At 47.7% G+C, this 19086-nt stretch carries 14 protein-coding genes; all 14 read left to right on the forward strand.

Annotated elements, in window-relative coordinates:
- The first annotated feature begins 62 nt into the window (after positions 1-62).
- On the forward strand, positions 63-728 hold the full coding sequence (gene fsa, locus AC6B99_RS11595; RefSeq protein ID WP_046230868.1) for a fructose-6-phosphate aldolase: 666 nt from the start codon (positions 63-65) through the stop codon (positions 726-728).
- Positions 729-842: 114 nt separating this feature from the next.
- Positions 843-2261 (forward strand): NADP-dependent phosphogluconate dehydrogenase, encoded by a 1419-nt coding sequence (gene gnd, locus AC6B99_RS11600; RefSeq protein WP_056035689.1) that lies wholly within the window; start codon positions 843-845, stop codon positions 2259-2261.
- 1391 nt (positions 2262-3652) lie between these two features.
- The gene (locus AC6B99_RS11605; protein ID WP_056040811.1) at positions 3653-3928 is read left to right on the forward strand and encodes an acyl carrier protein; all 276 of its coding nucleotides are present in this window, start codon (positions 3653-3655) and stop codon (positions 3926-3928) included.
- Between the two features lie 3 nt (positions 3929-3931).
- Positions 3932-5131: a beta-ketoacyl-[acyl-carrier-protein] synthase family protein gene (locus AC6B99_RS11610; RefSeq protein WP_056040164.1), complete on the forward strand. Its 1200-nt coding sequence runs from the start codon at positions 3932-3934 to the stop codon at positions 5129-5131.
- A gap of 55 nt (positions 5132-5186) precedes the next feature.
- Positions 5187-5609: a 3-hydroxyacyl-ACP dehydratase FabZ gene (fabZ, locus tag AC6B99_RS11615; RefSeq protein WP_496663393.1), complete on the forward strand. Its 423-nt coding sequence runs from the start codon at positions 5187-5189 to the stop codon at positions 5607-5609.
- A gap of 55 nt (positions 5610-5664) precedes the next feature.
- Entirely contained in the window at positions 5665-6840 is a 1176-nt protein-coding gene (locus AC6B99_RS11620; protein WP_494860550.1) for a beta-ketoacyl synthase N-terminal-like domain-containing protein, read from the forward strand.
- Between the two features lie 4 nt (positions 6841-6844).
- Positions 6845-7585, forward strand: a complete 741-nt coding sequence (gene fabG, locus AC6B99_RS11625; RefSeq protein WP_494860545.1) for a 3-oxoacyl-[acyl-carrier-protein] reductase — start codon at positions 6845-6847, stop codon at positions 7583-7585.
- Positions 7586-7630: 45 nt separating this feature from the next.
- A complete protein-coding gene (locus AC6B99_RS11630) occupies positions 7631-7903 on the forward strand; it encodes a phosphopantetheine-binding protein (RefSeq protein ID WP_056040170.1) in 273 nt (90 codons plus the stop codon).
- 56 nt (positions 7904-7959) lie between these two features.
- Positions 7960-9744, forward strand: a complete 1785-nt coding sequence (locus AC6B99_RS11635; protein ID WP_056040172.1) for an ABC transporter ATP-binding protein — start codon at positions 7960-7962, stop codon at positions 9742-9744.
- Between the two features lie 4 nt (positions 9745-9748).
- A complete protein-coding gene (locus AC6B99_RS11640; RefSeq protein ID WP_496663394.1) occupies positions 9749-11536 on the forward strand; it encodes an ABC transporter ATP-binding protein in 1788 nt (595 codons plus the stop codon).
- A gap of 64 nt (positions 11537-11600) precedes the next feature.
- Positions 11601-13628 carry a carbamoyltransferase family protein gene (locus AC6B99_RS11645; protein WP_496663395.1) on the forward strand — a complete coding sequence of 676 codons (2028 nt, stop codon included), beginning with the start codon at positions 11601-11603 and terminating at the stop codon, positions 13626-13628.
- A gap of 60 nt (positions 13629-13688) precedes the next feature.
- A complete protein-coding gene (locus AC6B99_RS11650) occupies positions 13689-15713 on the forward strand; it encodes a carbamoyltransferase family protein (protein ID WP_056040177.1) in 2025 nt (674 codons plus the stop codon).
- A 9-nt stretch (positions 15714-15722) separates the two neighbouring features.
- Positions 15723-16448 carry a thioesterase II family protein gene (locus tag AC6B99_RS11655; RefSeq protein WP_056040179.1) on the forward strand — a complete coding sequence of 242 codons (726 nt, stop codon included), beginning with the start codon at positions 15723-15725 and terminating at the stop codon, positions 16446-16448.
- A gap of 46 nt (positions 16449-16494) precedes the next feature.
- The gene (locus AC6B99_RS11660) at positions 16495-19062 is read left to right on the forward strand and encodes a non-ribosomal peptide synthetase (RefSeq protein WP_496663396.1); all 2568 of its coding nucleotides are present in this window, start codon (positions 16495-16497) and stop codon (positions 19060-19062) included.
- Positions 19063-19086: the final 24 nt, after the last annotated feature.

Raw genomic sequence — 19086 nt, forward strand, 5'->3', positions numbered from 1 at the left:
CAATCAAATTTAAAATTAAAATGTAAATCAAAAATGAACCCAAAAAACGGAGGTAATTGACTATGAAATTTTTTATCGATACGGCTAATGTGGAAGATATTAAGAAAGCTTATAAAATTGGAGTTTTGTCCGGTGTTACCACTAACCCGTCTTTAGTTGCTAAAGAAGGCGTGAAATTTGAAGACCGTATTGCTGAAATTTTGCAAATCGTGCCTGAGGTTGAATCCGTTTCTGCAGAAGTAACGCCTAACGCGATTACAGCTGAAGAAATGATCGCTGAAGCGGACGAGCTAATCAAAATCAACAACAACGATAAAAACATTACAATCAAGCTTCCGATGAACCTTGCTGGACTAGAAACTTGCCGTTACCTGACGAAAAAAGGCGTAAAAACGAACGTAACGCTTATTTTCACAGTGAACCAAGCGCTGTTGGCTGCTCGTGCTGGCGCAACCTATGTTTCCCCGTTCCTTGGTCGTCTGGACGATATTTCCGAAGATGGCGTTCTATTGGTTTCTAAAATTGCTGAATTGTTCCGCACGCACCAGCTGGATGCGCAAATTATTGCAGCTTCGGTTCGCCACCCGGATCACGTTACTCGCGTAGCGATGGCTGGCGCGCATATTGCAACTGTGCCATTCGCGGTTATCGAGCAAATTTCGAAGCACCCGCTTACCGATCAAGGCATGGAGAAATTTGCTGCTGACTGGAAAAAAACTTCCCTGTAAGAAGGGGAGTTTGAAGCGATAAGTAATATGTAATATGGCATTTATTTTGAAAATGGCGACAGCCGTTTACGCTTATATAAAAAGAGCTTGAATAGGATTGGGAGGCAGATTTCCGTGAGCAAACAGCAAATTGGTGTCGTTGGTCTTGCCGTTATGGGCAAAAACCTCGCTTTAAACATTGAAAGCAGAGGGTTCTCGGTTGCGCTATACAACCGTTCCCCAGAAAAAACAAATGAGCTTCTGGAAGAAGCAAAAGGCAAAAATTTTGTAGGTGCATACAGCGTCGAAGAATTTGTAAACTCGCTTGAAACGCCGCGCAGAATTTTAATAATGGTCAAAGCAGGCGCGCCAACTGACGATACGATTAATCAGCTTGTACCTTTTCTAGACCAAGGGGACATTTTGATTGACGGCGGCAACGCTTATTTCCCTGATACGCAAAGAAGAAATGAAGAGCTTTCAGCTAAAGGCTTCCGCTTTATCGGTGCGGGCGTTTCCGGCGGCGAAGAGGGCGCGCTTAAAGGTCCGGCAATTATGCCAGGCGGTCAAAAAGACGCTTATGAGCTCGTTGAGCCGATCTTGACAGCTATTTCGGCGAAAGTGAATGGCGATGCTTGCTCTACTTACATTGGTGAAGGCGGCGCTGGACACTATGTGAAAATGGTGCACAACGGCATCGAGTATGGCGACATGCAGCTGATTGGCGAAGCATACCATTTGTTGAAAGATGTACTCGGTGTAAACACGTCCGAGCTGCATAACATTTTCACCGAGTGGAATAATGGCGAGCTGGACAGCTATTTGATCGAAATTACAGCTGACATTTTCTCGAAAACAGACCCGGCTACAGGCAAGCCGATGGTCGATGTAATTCTCGATTCCGCAGGCCAAAAAGGAACTGGCAAATGGACGAGCCAAAGCGCTCTTGATCTCGGCGTTCCATTGTCGATCATTACCGAGTCCGTATTCTCGCGCTTTATTTCTGCGATGAAAGAGGAGCGCATAGCGGCAAGCAAGAAGCTGAACGGCCCTGCGGTATCGAGCTATGACGGCGATTCGCAAGAGTTTATTGAAGCGGTCCGCAAAGCGCTATTCGCGAGCAAAATCGCTTCGTACGCCCAAGGCTTCGCGCAAATGCGCGCTGCTTCTGACCAGTACAACTGGAACCTGAACTACGGCAGTATTGCAATGATTTTCCGTGGCGGCTGCATTATTCGTGCCGGCTTCCTGCAAAACATTAAAGATGCGTATGACCGTGATCCGGAACTGAAAAACTTGTTCCTTGATGATTATTTCGGCGGCATCGTAGATAACTACCAAGAGGCTTGGAGAAAAGTGATTGCCATTGCCGTAACAAGAGGGATTCCAGTTCCTGCTTTCGCATCGGCACTAGCTTATTATGACAGCTACCGTACAGAAAGACTGCCGGCTAACCTGCTGCAAGCACAGCGTGATTATTTCGGAGCGCATACGTTTGAGCGTCTCGATCAACAAGGCAGCTTCCATTTCCAATGGATGGAAAACAACGAATAGGAAATGCGTAGTCATAAATAAGTAAGTAATTGGAAAAACAACTGGAAGGTTGGCCTCACATCCGTGAGGTCAGCCTTATGTTGGATTTTATCGAAAAAGGGCGATAACCCGCTGCGAGTGGATGACGGGGAAATGTCGTCCTTTTTGCTGTGCCGCTAGGCGGCGTTCATCATTATAAAAGTGCACTGATCAGGTCATACGGTTAGAATATTAGCTCGAGAAGCACATGCTGCCTTACGGGCTGAAGAAGGTGGTGCCTTCCACACAAAAAGATATTTAAAAGGGGTATATTCAGCGGATTGAGGATCCGGACAGAGGAGAGGCGAGCATATAAAGGAGCCTGAAACGCAGACATCCCAGCGATCTTCCACAAGAGGCGGAGCAGCCTGAGACGCTCGCTCCTTTTTTGGCGGACTGAGGTTCCGCAATTTTAGCTTTTGATCCATTTTCAGGCCGCAGGCGGACAGGAAAGCCGCTATTGCCCTATAATCTAGTCAAAATGGCTTTTGGCAGCGCATTAGCGGCTCCTGAGTCCGTAGAATGTGCCAAACCCGTGATTTGGTAGGAATAGCGGCTGCTGTGTCCACCAAGTCTATCATTATGCAGGGAGTAACCCCTGAAACTCGCTTGAAATGTCCAATTTTTGGGTGATTTAATGACGTATTTTTATGGTATTATGTGGATGGTGTTTGTGGTATATTGGGAATAGTTCCGTTTTTTCCACCGTAAGTGGGCATGCCCCTAGGCATATTCCGCCCCCTCTAGAGCGTCTTTTTGCCTTCACGCAGCTAAGCATATCACTCCAAGGTCCGATAGTATCTCTTGTAAAATGAAATGGGTTTCAAAATTTTTGCACGCTTATTAAGTGCGGAACGACTAGTATCAGCAATTTTTAGAGCGATTTCATTTAAACATCGGCGTTTATTCGCCAAAATTAGAACGTGATGACAGCATCAGCGACAAATAAAAGTTACATGATTTGTAACTTAAATCTAAATATGTACATAAAAATAAATATTGTAAAAAAACATAGAATTATGGTATAACTTTATTAACGGCGCTATTGGTTGCATCGACGACCGCATCTTCGTTAAGCAGCATTCCTCAAGAGATATAGTCGTCTACTCCTTTAGCGACACATTCAACTATGAATGATCTTCTCTCAACCCACCCACACCTATTGTTTTCCTTTCTAACGCACATTCATCCAGATGAGTTTGTACAATTGAAGCCTGCTGTTTTAAGCTGCACTGCCTATGTCATTTCCATTTGAGGAGTGAGTGCCGAGCAATGTCTATCCCTAGACAATGAAAGCGCTTTATATTTTGACGGCTATTTATGCTGCCTCTGGAATGACATGCAATCTTTTATCCAATAAAGGAGCTGAAACAATGGAAAACGTACAGCTATCGATTGAAAATCAAATTAAAAACATGATTGTTACTAAGTTTGGACTGGATATCTCCCCGGAAGAAATCAACGATGATGATCCGCTTTTTGATGTTAATGAACAGGGAGAAGGGCTAGACCTGGATTCCGTTGATGCTTTGGAGCTTGCGGTTGGACTGAAGGAGCTTTTTGGCGTTAAGCCGCAAAGCAGCGATATGTCCGTTTTCAAAAGCGTTCGTTCCATAGCGAATATTATCCGCAGCACGATCGGGGATTAATCGATGAGCAGACCGCAAGCCGTAGTAACCGGAATTGGCATCATTGCGCCAGGCGGCTCTAACAGAGAAGCCTTCTTCCAGTCGATTGTGAATGGTGCCAGCGGGCTTCGGGCTCATGAAAAGCTGAAAAAGCTTGGCGTTAGTGGCGAGGTCGCTGGCAGCGTTGACGAGCTGTATCGAGAGATGGAAGAGGATGAGCGGGCCGTTCAAATGACGTATGCCGCACTTGATGAAGCTTTGGCAGACAGCGGGCTGACGAAGGAGGACATCAGCAAGCTGGAAACTAGAGCGGGCTTGTCCCTTTCAGAATCTGTGCCCGGCCATATTAAAACGATGAGATACATTCAAAATAACCGGGAGCAGAAGTGGAATGATCCCGATGGACTGATCGAAATTCCATCTTTGCTCTCACATATTGTTTCGTATATAGATATAAGGGGCCAAGCCTACACAACGATGTCGGCCTGCGCCGCTGGAACTGCGGGAGCAGGAATAGCTCTTGACGCCATTCGCAACGGAATAGCGGATTTAATGGTCGTTGTTGGGGCAGAGCCCTTATCGGACAACTATATTGCCGGGTTTCACAGTCTCCAGTCCATGAGCCTGGGTGGCTGTGTGCCGTTTGATAAGAACAGGGATGGCATGTCACTGGGAGAAGGAGCGGCTGTCTTTATTTTGGAAACGCTTGATGGAGCGAAGGCAAGAGGAGCCCATATTTACGGCGAGCTGCTGGGATACGGCTTAAGCAATGATGCCTATCATATTACAAGTCCCGATCCCGAAGGGGAAGGGGCTGTGCGGACGATGCTGATGGCTCTGGAGGATGCCGGTTTAGAGCCAGGTGACATTGATTATGTTAATGCCCATGGAACAGCGACGGAGCTGAATGACTTAATGGAAATGCGAGCGCTGTCCAAAGTTTTTGGAACCGAGGAGAAGCAGTCCCAGGTTATGATATCTTCAACGAAGGCGGTTACCGGACATTGTTTGGGAGCTGCGGGAAGCGTTGAGCTGGCGGCAACCTTGCTCGCTATAGATCGCGGGATTGTGCCTCCAACTGCATTTCTGAAGGAGCAGCCTGAACCTTTTCAGGAACTCCAGATTGTTAAAGGGAACTATGAGGAACGGTCGATCCAATATGCGATGTCCAACTCATACGCTTTCTTCGGCCATTCTGCAAGTATAGTTGTTGGAAAGGTCTAAGCATCTATCGGCTTGAATTTTCCTTATACACACCACATGCTGGGAGCTGTCATGGATGGAAACCATTGATATTGCAAAAGGCTTGCCTCATCGCTACCCGTTTGTGATGGTAGACCGAATTACCGAGGCCCTTTATATGAAGCGCTCCAAAGGCTACAAAAACATAAGCTATAACGAGCCTTGGACAGTTGGACATTTCCCGGATGAACCTATTTATCCAGGCGTTCTCATGATTGAGACGATGGCGCAGGTCGGCGGATTTATTTTTTACAACGGGGAGAGCGGGGCAGCCCGCAAATTTTATTTAAGTGCAGTTAACCAAATCAAGTTTCTACAGCCAGTTGTGCCAGGCGATACATTTGCGGTAGAAGCAGAGTTAGTCGAGTCTTTCCATACCTTTCACCAGATCAAATGTACGGCTTCAGTCGGAGATAAAGTTGTCGCCTCCGGGATGCTGACCTTAAGCTATTCCGATTAAAACAAGCGGTGTTTAGCTGCTTGGAGCATAATTTCATAAATTTGGGAGAATCCATATGCATAAAATATTTGTTACGGCTGTAGGAGCGATAAGCTGTGCAGGGTCCGGTGCAGATGAATATTGGGAAGGCATAAACGCACAGGCGGGAATCAGGCCGGATGAGCTTAAGCTGCCCGTGGATATTCCGCAAAATATTGAAAACCGGGTCGCTAGACGGATGGATCGGTTTTCCCGGTTGACCATGAGCGCTTCGAAACAAGTGCTGGATGAAGCTTTGATCGAGCAGGAGCAACTGGATCATAACCGAATTGGTACTGTTTTTACAACGGGATACGGTCCATTGGTATCTAACCTGGCCCTCAGCAATCAAATTTTGTCAGGTGGCGTCGATATGGTTAGTCCGACCGTATTCGCTAGTACGGTATACAACTCGGGAATCGGACATGTTTGCTTGAGTTTAAAGCTAAAGGGCGCGAGCACCGTGTTAACGGGCAGCAATGCGATTGCCTATGCCTCTGATCTGCTCAAAAGCGGCAAGGCGGATGCGATATTATGCGGCGGAGTAGAGGAATATTGCCAAGAGCTGCTTGACTCCTTTCAACAGCAGGATTATACAACTAAGGATGAAAACTATTTGTGCCAGCCTCTGGACAGGAATAGAAGCGGTACGAGAATGACCGAGGGTGCCGCTGCATTGCTGCTTGAGACCGAGAGCGTCTTGGTTCGCAGTCCAGAACGCATCGTGTGCGAGGTTATTGGATATGCAAGTTTAATCGGCAGCGGATACCTAGGTAAAGACCGTGCCGATGCAGATTTTAAGCAATTCGCTCGTGTGATGGATATGGCGCTCAAGCATGCCTCGATTTCTCCGAGCGTTATTGATGGCATTTTGCTGGCTGCCGGAGGCGGACGTTATACCGACAGGGCAGAAGCCAAAGCCATTCATGAAGTTTTTGGGCAGCGTGCCGCTTCCATACCGGTTTCTTCGATTAAGGGAGCAACGGGTGAAACGCTCGGCGCCTCGTTTATGCTGAATGTTGCAGCAGGGGCTCTTGCCATTGCCAAAGGGAGCATGCCTTTAACCGCAGGCTGCACCGAGCCGGATGCCGCTTTAGAGCTGGATATCGTCCATCATGAGCCGCGTATAGGCGATTACGAATATTTATTAGTAAATGGATATGATGTCAACGGATGCTTGCACAGCGTCATCCTTGGAACGGTCCGGAGGTGAGCCATTGAAATTTGCCGATAAAGTCGTCTTTATTACCGGAGGAGCAAGAGGAATCGGATACGCCATCGTACAAGCTTTTGCTAGCGAAGGGGCTACCGTTCTCTTTACCTATAAAAGCAGTGAGGACGAAGCTGCGGAGCTGGAAGCTTCCTTGCAGGAAAATGGGGGCAAGGCGAAGGCGTTTGCGCTAGACGTGTCCGATCATATGAATACGCTTGCTGTAATCGAGGAGGCTGTTCAGGAGTTTGGGAAAATTGATGTGCTGGTCAACAATGCCGGCGTAACGGAAGATGGTTTTCTGATGCTGATGGAGGAAGCCTCTTGGGATAAGGTCATTAATACAAATTTGAAGGGAGCCTACAATTGCTGCAAAGCAGTGCTGCCTTCGATGATCAGCAAGAGGCGCGGAGTCATCGTGAATATTTCCTCCGTTTCCGCATTGGCGGGTGCCTCAAGTCAGACGAATTATAGCGCGTCCAAGGCGGGCCTTATTGGCTTGACTCGATCACTATCAAGAGAAGTTTCTGGAAAAAACATCCGTGTGAACGCCATTGCACCAGGATACATCGTTACGGATATGCTCGGGAAAGTTCCCGATCGCGTGCGCCGTCATTTTGTCGATAAAATTGCCTGCGGCCGGTTAGGCGAGGCTGATGAAATTGCAAAGGTAGCCTTATTTCTAGCTTCTGACGATGCAAGCTACATATATGGACAGACGATTATTGTCGATGGAGGAATGATTTAAGGCAGCCTTGTAAGTGAAAATGAACGATTTTAGGGAGGTTAAATGATGAGTGGAGAAGTAAAAGTAGCGGATTTTAATGCGAGGTTTAATGAAATTTTGCAAAAAAATATTGAGCTGTTGACTATTGATGAGAGTGTATTGCAATCAGATTTAGAAACAGTGGGCCTAAACTCGATTTCCTTTGTTAAATTAATCGTCGCATTGGAAAATGAATTTGATGTCGAGTTTGAAAATGAAATTTTAATTATCGACCATTTTGCTACCTTGGGCCACTTTAAGGACGGCGTACAAAAGCTAGTAGAAGGGCAAGATCATTAATTTTCTCCGCTCGCGGGGCTCTGTGCGGCGATATTACCCTATAGTGGAGGGCAATTATGCAAATAGCAAGTCGTAACTCTGCTTTCGTCTCGATGCGCCGGTTGTTTGTTTTTCTTAAGCCCTATCGGTTTTGGATAGCGCTCAAGCTGATAAGCACGATCATCATAGCGGCAAATGATATTTTGCTCATCTACATTATTAACCTTTTATTTTCGTCCACCCAGACGGGTGATATGGATGGTGTGATGCAGGCTGTAAAATTAATCCTCCTTTTTATAGTGACAGGCATCATTGTGAATTTTTTCAGCGTTTATTCATCGGGACGCTACAGCGCCTTTGTAACCCGAGATTTGAAAAATAAAGTTAGCGAGCATATTAATAAACTCCCTATTTCGTATATGGAAGCTCGCCACTCGGGTGACTTTAGCTCCAGAATGACGAACAGCATCAATCAAATTGAAGGATATATTTACAATGATTTTGCCGCTCTTATTTTTCATATTGTCAGGGTCGTTGCCTGTATAGCGGCTATGTTTTATATGAATTGGCAGCTTACGCTGTTTTGCTTCGGCATGTTGCTGTTTATGACCTTTTTGAGTGAAAAAATCAGCCGCCCGTTAAATCAATATGCGGCAGATGTGCAGCAAAGCATGGCTCAGATGAGCACAGTTGTTCAAGATACAATTGGCGGGATCTATATGATCAAGTCTTACAATCTGGTACAGGTTGTGTATCAAAAGTGCCAGCTGCTGCTTGACAAGCTGCTTGAACATTTTTTGAAAATCGAGAAACGCGTTGCTGCTATTGGGGCACTCAGTGTATTTGTCCGAACGGCTCCGCTGGTTGTGTTCTTTCTGTTCGGTGGATATTTGGTTAGCCAAGGACAGCTTTTAATAGGCGCTTTAATCGCGTTTGTGCAGTTCATCAATTATCTCGTGTCCGGGATGGGAGAAATTCCAAATCAGATTAGCCGATTCAAAATAACAGCTGGCGTTGTCGATCATCTGTTTGAATTGCTCGATGCTGAAACAGAACGGATGGATGGCAAGCAGCCGGAAAACCTCTCGTCGTCAGCTCCTGCGCTTGAATTTGAACAGGTTACTTTTTCCTATGACGAACATTCGAAGGTGCTTGACGAGGTCAGCTTTACATTGCCGCAAGGTAAAACGGTCGCCCTAGTTGGGCCAAGCGGTTCAGGCAAATCGACCATCTTTAAACTTATCACCGGCTTTTATGATTATAAGGGTGGACAAATCAAGCTGTACAACGAGCCGCTCACTGATTGGAAGCTATCATCCGCAAGGGCGCTCATTTCACATGTTTCGCAGGATACATTCCTTTTTCCAGGCTCCATCGCTGAAAATATTGCGTGCACGGATGACGGCTACAGCATGGAAGACGTAGAAAGCGCAGCTAAGCTTGCTAATATCCATGAATTTATACGGGTACTTCCACAAGGGTACGATACGCTTGTCGGTGAACGGGGAGTAAAGCTATCAGGCGGACAAAAGCAGCGGATAGCGATTGCCAGGGCCATATTAAAGGATGCTCCCATTTTGCTGCTGGATGAGGCGACTTCGGCACTTGATTCCGAATCCGAACAGCTTGTTCAACAATCCATTAACCGGATTATGCGAAACAAAACGGTTTTGGTCGTCGCACATCGCTTGTCTACGGTCATGAATGCAGACCACATTTTTGTACTGAACGAGGGGCGAATTGAAGAAAGCGGCACACATGAAGAGCTGCTTGCCAAAAACGGCACTTATTATCGTCTATACAACAATCAGGCAAGCAATCGTGGAGACCAGCCGTACGGGCTTGGTCAAGAGGGGGCGTAGTTGCTTGGAAAAAAGCAATAAACAACAAATCGCGAGACTTGCCCGATTGCTTGGTCGGCGTAAACTATCTTTTATTCTCAGTTTTCTGGGTTTCGGTCTCATGAGCTCAAGCGTATCGATTATTACAGCCATGCTGGTCTCTACTTTTCTCGATGCGATAACGGAGAAGAATATGGATGCGGTTATGACGCTTAGCATCCAGTTCATGCTCATCGTCGTTGCTATGTGCATCCTAACGCCACTTTTCCAATATTGGTACGGTAAAACGGTCAAGACGATCATGAACAGCATGCGGCTTCGCGTCTTTCATCATATGGAGAAGCTTCCTGTTACTTATTACGAGAACAGCCATAGCGGTGACAGCCTGTCTAGAATTACAAATGATTTGCAGACAATGGAAAATGCCTTCTCTGGAGAAGCACTTACGCTTCTTTCCTTAATGGCTACCGGGACAATATCAGCCGTTATTATGTTTTATCTGGACTGGAGATTCGCTGTTGCCATGATTTTTTTAGGACTGCTGTCTACGTTTGTGAATGCAAGATACGCAAAGCCGTTTAGAACGATCAGCACCGAAATTCAGGAGCAGTCCGGTGTTCAGCTTGAGCGGTTAACGAATCTCGTTGCTGGCACGCAGGTGAGCAGAACGTTTCAGATGGTCGATGGGATGAATCGCAAGTACAAGGAGACGACGACTCGGCTTGCCGACTTGTTTTTAATGCGAGCGAAAAAAAGCGCCTATTTAACAAGCACCAATTATTTTCTGCTTTGGATCAATAATGGCGGTGCCTTTATTATTGGAGCCTTTATGCTGATTAACGGCCAGCTGACAATCGGCAGCTTGCTGGGGGTTATTTTACTGCTGGAGAACGTAACGAATCTCTTCCGCAATTTAGGTGTTTTCTGGGCCAATTTGCAATCCTCGCTGGCGGGGGCTGACCGGGTATTTGACCTGCTGGATGTGGCAGAAGAACCTGGGCGATACGCAGCTGTCTCGAAGGAAGCTGCTGTCGCAAGCTCAAACGAAGACAATATGCTGAATTTCAAAAACGTATCGTTTGCCTACCACAAAGACGAAAATGTGCTAAACCGCTTGAATCTTCAGGTGGACAAAGGACAGCTTGTCGCGCTTGTAGGGCCCAGCGGGGGCGGCAAAAGCACCATAATGAAGCTGCTGCTCGGCTTTTATCCGTTCTCGGAAGGCGATATTCAAATTGCGGGCAAAAGCTTTGCAGATTATTCGCTTGAGGAGCTTAGGAATAAGATGGCCTACGTTTCCCAGGACCCGTATCTGTTCGAAGGAACGATTGAGCAAAATATCCGCTACGGAAAAATGGACGCCACGACTGACGAGGTTATAGAGGCAGCGCGTGCAGCATTTGCCCATGATTTTATTACGGAACAGGCAGATGGCTACAACACTGTGGTTGGTGAAAGAGGCGTGAGGCTGTCCGGTGGTCAAAAGCAGCGAATAGCCATTGCCCGAGCCATATTGAAAAATGCCCCTATTTTGCTGCTTGACGAGGCAACATCGGCACTGGACAGCGATTCAGAGCTAGCGGTCCAGCAAGGAATCGAGCGGCTGATGGAAGGGAAAACGACGATTGCCATCGCCCACCGGCTGTCCACCATTGAGCAAGCGGACACGATTGTAGTCGTTGACCGTGGAAGGATTATGGAGCAGGGCAAGCATGACGAGCTCCTGGCAGCTGGAGGCGCATACAGCCGCCTGCATCACACGCAGAAGCGAACCCAGGAGTGGATTCCACAGGAACTTCAGCAAGAAGCTTGAGTGCTAGGAGCTGGCGCCAACGTGGCCGCTCACAAAATGTTGAAGAAATAAGGAAGGTGAAATAATGAGGATACTTGGCATTAGCGGGGGGATCGATTTCCCTCATGAGGACGGGTTTATAACGACCATATTGAATTCAGAGGTTCATGATGCTTCAGCCGTATTAATTGAAAATGGGCAAGTTGTTGCCGCCTATGAGGAAGAGCGTCTGAATCGGATTAAGCACACAGGGAAGATGCCTATTTTATCAATTCGCCGTTGTCTGGAGCTGGGTGGAATACGTTTGGACGATGTGGACAAAATCGTCTATTTTTACTCGGAAACCCAGTTTAAATACGAGATGACAACCCACCGACATGAGTATCGGCAATTTCCTTACAGCGATCCGCAGGCGTGGGTGGTCGAGCGACTAAAGCAATTTTTTGATACGGATTTTAAAAAAGAGAATGTGGTGTTTGAAAATCACCACTACTGCCATGCTGCAAGCGCCTATTATATGTCTGGGTTTGAAGAAGCGCTCATCGTTACAATAGATGGTGCTTCATTGGAAGGAAATGCTGGAATTGTGCTTGATGCTGATGGAGATTCGCTCAAACCGCTCGGCCATATTTCCAACGATGACAGCTTAGGTTCTTTTTATACGCAGATTATCGAATTTCTCGGCTATAAGACTCATGATGAATATAAAGTAATGGGACTCGCTCCATATGGAGATCCTTCCAAATTCAGAAGGCTGTTCAAGAAAGCCTTCACTTTGCTTCCTGAAGGAAAATTCCAGCTTAATAGAAGCTTCTATTATGTGCTTATGGATTCAATGTCAAGCCCGCGGATGAAGGGGGAGTTGTTTACACAGGAGCACAAGGACATCGCGGCTGCTCTACAGGAAGCGCTCGAAAACGTCGTCATGCATATGCTTGTCCATTATCAGCAGGCGACTGGGCGCAAGAAGCTGTGCATGGCTGGCGGCGTAGCGCACAACTGTACGTTAAATGGGAAAATTTTGTACTCTGGCTTATTCGACGAGGTGTTTGTACAGCCTGCCGCCCATGATGCGGGCAATGCGCTGGGAGGAGCACTGTTGCAGTCCCGCAAGCTGGCTCCTAGCACACAGACAGAAACGCTGCGGCATCTCTACTGGGGAAGCGCCATTCAGAGCAATGACAGCGTTCTCGAAATTTTGCAGCAGTGGGAGCGATTCATTACATATCGCAAAGTGGATCGTGTTGTCGAAGTTGCGGCTAAGCTTATTGCGGAGGGAGCGGTTATCGGTTGGGTGCAGGGACGCTCGGAGTTTGGCCCCCGGGCGCTAGGCAACCGGAGCATCTTGGCTGATCCGCGTCCAGCGGAAAACAAAAGCATTATTAATGCAATGGTGAAAAAACGGGAGGGCTACCGGCCGTTTGCCCCTTCCATATTGGAAGAGTATGCAGACGATTATTATGTGCTGCCACAGACGAAAGCCCCCTACTCCTACATGAATTTCGTGCTCAAGACGAGGGAGGACAAGCAGGAGCTACTTGGCGCGGTTACTCACGTTGACGGCACGGCGCGCATCCAAACGGTATCTCGTGAAACGAACGAGAAGTACTGGCACTTAATTGATGAATTCCGCAAGCTGACGGGTGTGCCGGTGCTGCTGAATACATCGTTTAACAACAATGCGGAACCGATTGTCGATTCGGAAGAGGATGCGATTGTCAGCTTCCTGACAACCAACATTAACACATTGATTATCGGAGACTACGTCATCGATAAAAAAACGGTCGGCAAGGAAGAGTTTTTGAAGTTTGTGCCAAAGCGTCCATTCAGCTCAGAACTGAAGCAGTCGGTCGGCTATACAGCAGAAGGAAACAAGGAAACCGCTTACGAAATACGCCTCCACTTTGGGGATAAATATAAGACAGCTTTATCGGAAGAGATGTACGATCTGCTAGAGCAATCTGACGGGGAGAAGACGCTGGCAGAGCTGATTGAGCTTGCTGGATGCGGCGGGAAGTCGGAAGAGGATATCGTAGACGAAGTGATCGAATTATGGTCTTTGCGGCTGATTTATTTACGGCCATTTGAAACCGTTGCTCTGGCTACCGTTTAAAGGCTGCATTAAAAAGCGGGGAAGGCAAACCAAGTAAAGTGAATAGGTAGGAGGATGAATATGCTCGTATTAGGTCTTAATGGCGGCATAGAATTGCCGCATGAGGATTTGAAGGTGTTTGGAAACGGCGGAATTGCACACGACTCGGCTGCTGTTCTTATTAAAGACGGGGTGGTGATTGCCGCCTCAGAGGAAGAAAGGCTGAATCGAGTGAAGCATACCGGCAAGGCGCCGCTGCAGACGATCTATTTATGCTTGAAGCGGCTAGGCATTACGTTTGCGGATATTGACAAAGTAGTCATTACGACGAGAGAGCAGGAAACCGACCTGCTTGTGCGGGATGATTTTTTCTATCGTGATTCTCTGCATAAAAATACGAGAGAGCTGCTGGTAGATTTCTTTTACCAGATTGACGGAACGAAATACGATTCGAATAATATCGTTTTTGTTGACCACCACATCTGCCATGCAGCCAGCGCACATTTCATGTCAGGCTTTGATCGAAGTCTAACGGTTACGATTGATGGAGAATCGCAGGAGGGCTATGCCGGCTATATTATAAGCTCCGAAGGTACGAGCTTCAAAATCCTTGACCGCATCACCAATGCCAACAGCTTAGGCTCCTTCTATATTTCGGTTATCCGCATGCTGGGCTATCACCAGCACGATGAATATAAAGTAATGGGACTCGCGCCGTATGGCGATCCAAGCAAATTCAGACGGATGCTCAGAAAAGCGTATGTCCTGCTTCCCGAAGGCAAGTTCAAAATCAATTTGGCCTGGTCTACTGCGCTTTTCGATTTTATGACGCCAAGAAAGAAGGGCGGGCCAATCACTCAGGAGCATATGGATTTGGCCGCCTCCCTGCAGGAGGCGCTCGAAACGATTGTCATGCATATGCTGACGCATTATCAGCAGGCAACCGGACATACGAAGCTTGCCATGGCAGGCGGTGTAGCGCATAACTGTTCGATGAATGGAAAAGTATTATATGCTGGGCTTTTCGAAGAGGTTTTTGTACAGCCTGCTGCACATGATGCGGGCAATGCGCTGGGCGGCGCCTTGTTCGTATCCAATAAATTTGCGCCTGACAAGCCGCTGGAGAAGCTGAAGCATCTCTATTGGGGAAGCGAAATTCAAGGCAATGAGGGCTTGGAGCACATTTTAAAACGGTGGGAACGTTTCGTCAGCTTCCGCAAGGTGGACAATATCGCTGAAGAGACAGCCAAGCGAATAGCGGAAGGGGCCGTCTTCGGCTGGGTTCAAGGTCGTGCCGAATTTGGTCCGCGCGCGCTAGGAAACCGCAGCATTCTTGCTGATCCAAGGCCAGCGGAGAACAAGAGCATTATTAACGAGATGGTGAAAAAGCGTGAGGGATATCGGCCGTTTGCGCCATCTATTTTAGAAGAGCATGTGGGCGACTACTACGAGATGCCGCAGACGAAAGCGCCTTATTCATATATGAATTTCGTACTGATGACGAAAGAGGATAAGCAGCCGCTGCTTGGAGCGGTTACCCATGTGGATGGCACGGCACGCATTCAAACCGTTTCCAAGGAAACGAATGAACGGTATTGGGAGCTCATTAATGAATTCCGCAAGCTGACCGGGGTGCCGATTTTGCTGAACACGTCGTTCAATAACAATGTAGAGCCAATCGTAGACTCGGAGGAGGATGCCATCGCAAGCTTCCTGACGACGAATATCCACTACTTGGCTATCGGCGATTATATGGTAGACAAGAAGGAAGTAGATAAGGCCGATTATTTGCATATGGTACCGACGAGGCTGGTCAATTCCGAATTAAAAAAATCGATCGGCTATTCCGCTGACGGGACGAAACGCACGCTTCATGAAGTCCGACTTCATTTTGGCGATAAGTACAAAAAAGCGATACCGGAGGAAATATTCCTTATGCTCGAGCATTCAGACGGTCAAAAATCGCTGGACGAGCTTGCCGATGAGCTGGGCGGCACCACGCTGACGAAACCGGAAATAGCAGAGCATTTTATTGAGCTTTGGTCGCTCCGTCTCGTTCATCTTAGACCATCCGAGCGCGTAGCAGCCCTCTCGGCTAAGCTGTAAGGCAGCAGGATGAAGAAGCTGAAGCTGCTTGCCTTTCCTTTTGCCGGTGCCTCATCTATGTACTATTACAAGTGGAAAAAACATATTTCTGACCAAATCGATTTCGTGCCTGTGAAGCTTGCAGGCAGGGGCGCCCGGCCAAGAGATCCTTTGTACAACACCTTTGATGAGGCGATTGAAGACGTGTATAAGCAAATCGACAGCATTATTGACGATGGGCCTTATGCTTTTTTTGGCCACAGCATGGGAAGCATGCTGGCCTTTGAATTATCGCATAAGCTGAGGGAGCAGCAACGCCATGACCCTGCGATGATATTCGTATCAGGCAGATGGGCTCCTCATATTCAGAGACCGGATTTGGTCAATCCAAGCACGCCAGATGAGCAGCTGAAAGAGCGTCTGCTGGAGCTTGGAGGAACATCTCCGGAGCTGTTTGAAAACCCGCTGCTTGCGGATGCTTTTATTCCGATATTGCGAGCCGATTTTTATGCAATGGAGTCCTATGTTTATGACAGCAGCAGAGAGCCGTTGTCCACAGCTATTGATGCGATGACAGGCGTGAAAGACTGGGATGTCAATAAGCGGGATTTTGCTGAATGGGGCAAGCACACGACGGGTGAATTTTCAATTCATAAATTTATGGGCGGACATTTTTATATTAATGACAGCTTTGATACGGTCATTCAACATATTAATCGCACATTGCTTAGCAGTGTGCATGAAGCGAGAGCATAAAGCCTTGCGCTGAACCTATAAAACGAATGGGGGTGAGCCAGCGGTTATGGACAAGCACCGGCTCATGCATCATATTTTCGCAGCAAACCGTGAAATGGTTGACCGGGGAATCACATTTATCAACGAGGCAGACGAGGAGGAGTTTGTCTCCTACCGCCAGCTGTACGAGCGTTCATTATGTCTCCTTCATGATTTGCGTCATTACGGGGTACAAGCGGGACACGAGCTGTTATTGCAAATACAGGATAATCGGCTGTTTCTTGAAGTTTTCTGGGCTTGCATACTGGGGCGGATTATCGCCGTCCCGGTAACCGTAGCGACCAATGACGAAACGAAGCTGAAGGTTTGTAAGGTGTGGGGCAAATTAAGCAACCCGCATTTTATGGGCAGTGAAGCGACGATGAAGGGTATGACTTCATTCGCAGAGGAAAGCCAAAAATTTGCTCCTAGCGTGGACGCCATAAAAGGTAGATTTATAGACATAGCATCCTTAAAAGGAGAGAGCAGTGCAGATCTGATGGAGGCTGAGCCGGATGATATCGCCTTTATACAGTTCTCTTCTGGATCGACGGGAGACCCGAAGGGCGTTGTGCTGACCCATAGCAACGTAATGGCCAACGTCGCTGCCATGCAGAAAATATGGCATATAGATGCTGGAGAACGGGTTTTAAGCTGGATGCCGCTTACGCATGACATGGGATTAATTGCGATGCATCTATTGCATGCCTATACACAATCCTCGCAGTTTATTATGCGGACGAAGCTGTTTATTCTTAACCCGCTGCTCTGGATAGAGAAGGCGAATAAGCACCGCGTTAATCGGCTGTACAGCCCTAATTTCGGCTATAAATATTTTTTGGCCTTTTATGATCAAGAGCATGACTACGGCTGGGATTTATCTGGCCTTTCCTGCCTCTGCAACGGCGCCGAGCCCATTTCAACGGAAATTAGCGAGCGTTTTATGGAGCAGCTGGCCAAATATAATCTCCCGCAGACGGCCATGAGGCCGGCATACGGGCTTGCAGAGGGAACGGTTGGCGTGTGCTTTACCCCGCAAAATGAGCCGTTCAAGTATGTGGCTGTAGACCGGAGATTTCTCCGGATTGGAGAGACCGTTCGTTTGCTTAAGCGAGGTGAACCGGGAAGCCTGCTTTATGTGGACGTAGGCGGTCCGATTGAAAGCTGTGAAATCATGATTGCTGATGAGCAGGGCAGCCCGCTTCCGATGTCCACAGTCGGTTACATTTTCATTAAAGGGCCGAGCGTCACCAGAGGGTATTACAACGAACCAGAAGCTGCTGAAAGGCAGGCAGACGAGTGGCTGAATACAGCGGATATTGGATTTATGCAGAATGGGCGGCTAATCGTTGTCGGAAGGGCAAAGGACATATTGTTCGTCAACGGGCAAAATGTTTTCTCCCACGACATTGAGAGAGTAGCAGAGGAAGTTGACGGGGTCGAGCTCTGGAATGTGGCAGCCTGTGGAACGGGTGGAACGACTAAGGATACGGAGGAAGCGTGCCTGTTCCTACTCTACAGAGGTAAAAATCTGGAGGCGTTCTGCGAGCTTGCGAGCCGAGTTAAGCAGCATATTCACCGGAAGATGGGCCTATTTATCGACCATGTTATCCCTGTGAAATCGATACCTAAAACAACGAGTGGAAAAATCCAGCGCTATAAGCTGGGCGAGCAATATGCAAGCGGGCAGTTCGATTTCATCATTCATGATATGGAGAGCATCAAGAGCAAGCAGGCTGCCTTCGAAAATACAGAGCAGATGCTGCTGAGGCTCTGCCAGGACTTGCTCGGGCGGGAGCTCGGTATTCACGACCATTTTAATGAGAGCGGAGGCAATTCGCTGATTCTCACCCAGCTTTCCGATGAGCTGGAAAAATGGCATGGCTGCAGCGTATCCGTTCCTGACCTGTACAAATATCCGACGATTGCTAAGCTGACCGCGTTCATCGACCGCGGCGGCAGTCTAAGCCTGCCATCCGTCAGTATGGATGAAGCCTACTTTAACAAAGAGGGCAGCCAGGTCGTTTCAGCCTTTGAGGCTGAACTGGATAACGAAACATGCAGGGTGCTTCAAGCCATAGCCGATGAGGCAAGGACGGACCTCAAGCATATCCTGTTGTCCGGTTTTCTCTATTTGCTAAAGCTGGCATCCGGTGAGGAAACTATTCATGTTCAAGTGGCGGCTGATGAAAATCAGTTCCGCTCGCTGACTATCGATTTTGCAGAGGTGGATTCCTTTGAGAGGCTGATTGAGCTCGCTGCAACGAAGCTGGAAGCCCGCAACGGCAATGGTGATGACAATGGGGACGGCGATGAATCCGTCTATGCCGCTAAGGATTTGGATCGCATTCAGCAAAGTGAGGAGCTTCGGATTTTGCCGCTCTTCGTTATTCATGCTGATGGCTCATCCGCCCAAGGCCAATGGCTCGAAGTGTTTGATCTTGTGATCGAGCTTGCAGAATACGATGAGCAAGTTGAGGTGCTGTGCGGCTTTAACTCGCGAAAACTGAAGGAGCACAAAATAAAGGAGCTTTTTACCCAATACATGCTGTTGCTCGCTGACATCGTGGAAAATAGCGATAAGGTTTCGGTCTAGCGAACCGCTGAAGAACAGGGGGAT

This window comes from Paenibacillus liaoningensis (assembly GCF_059609455.1).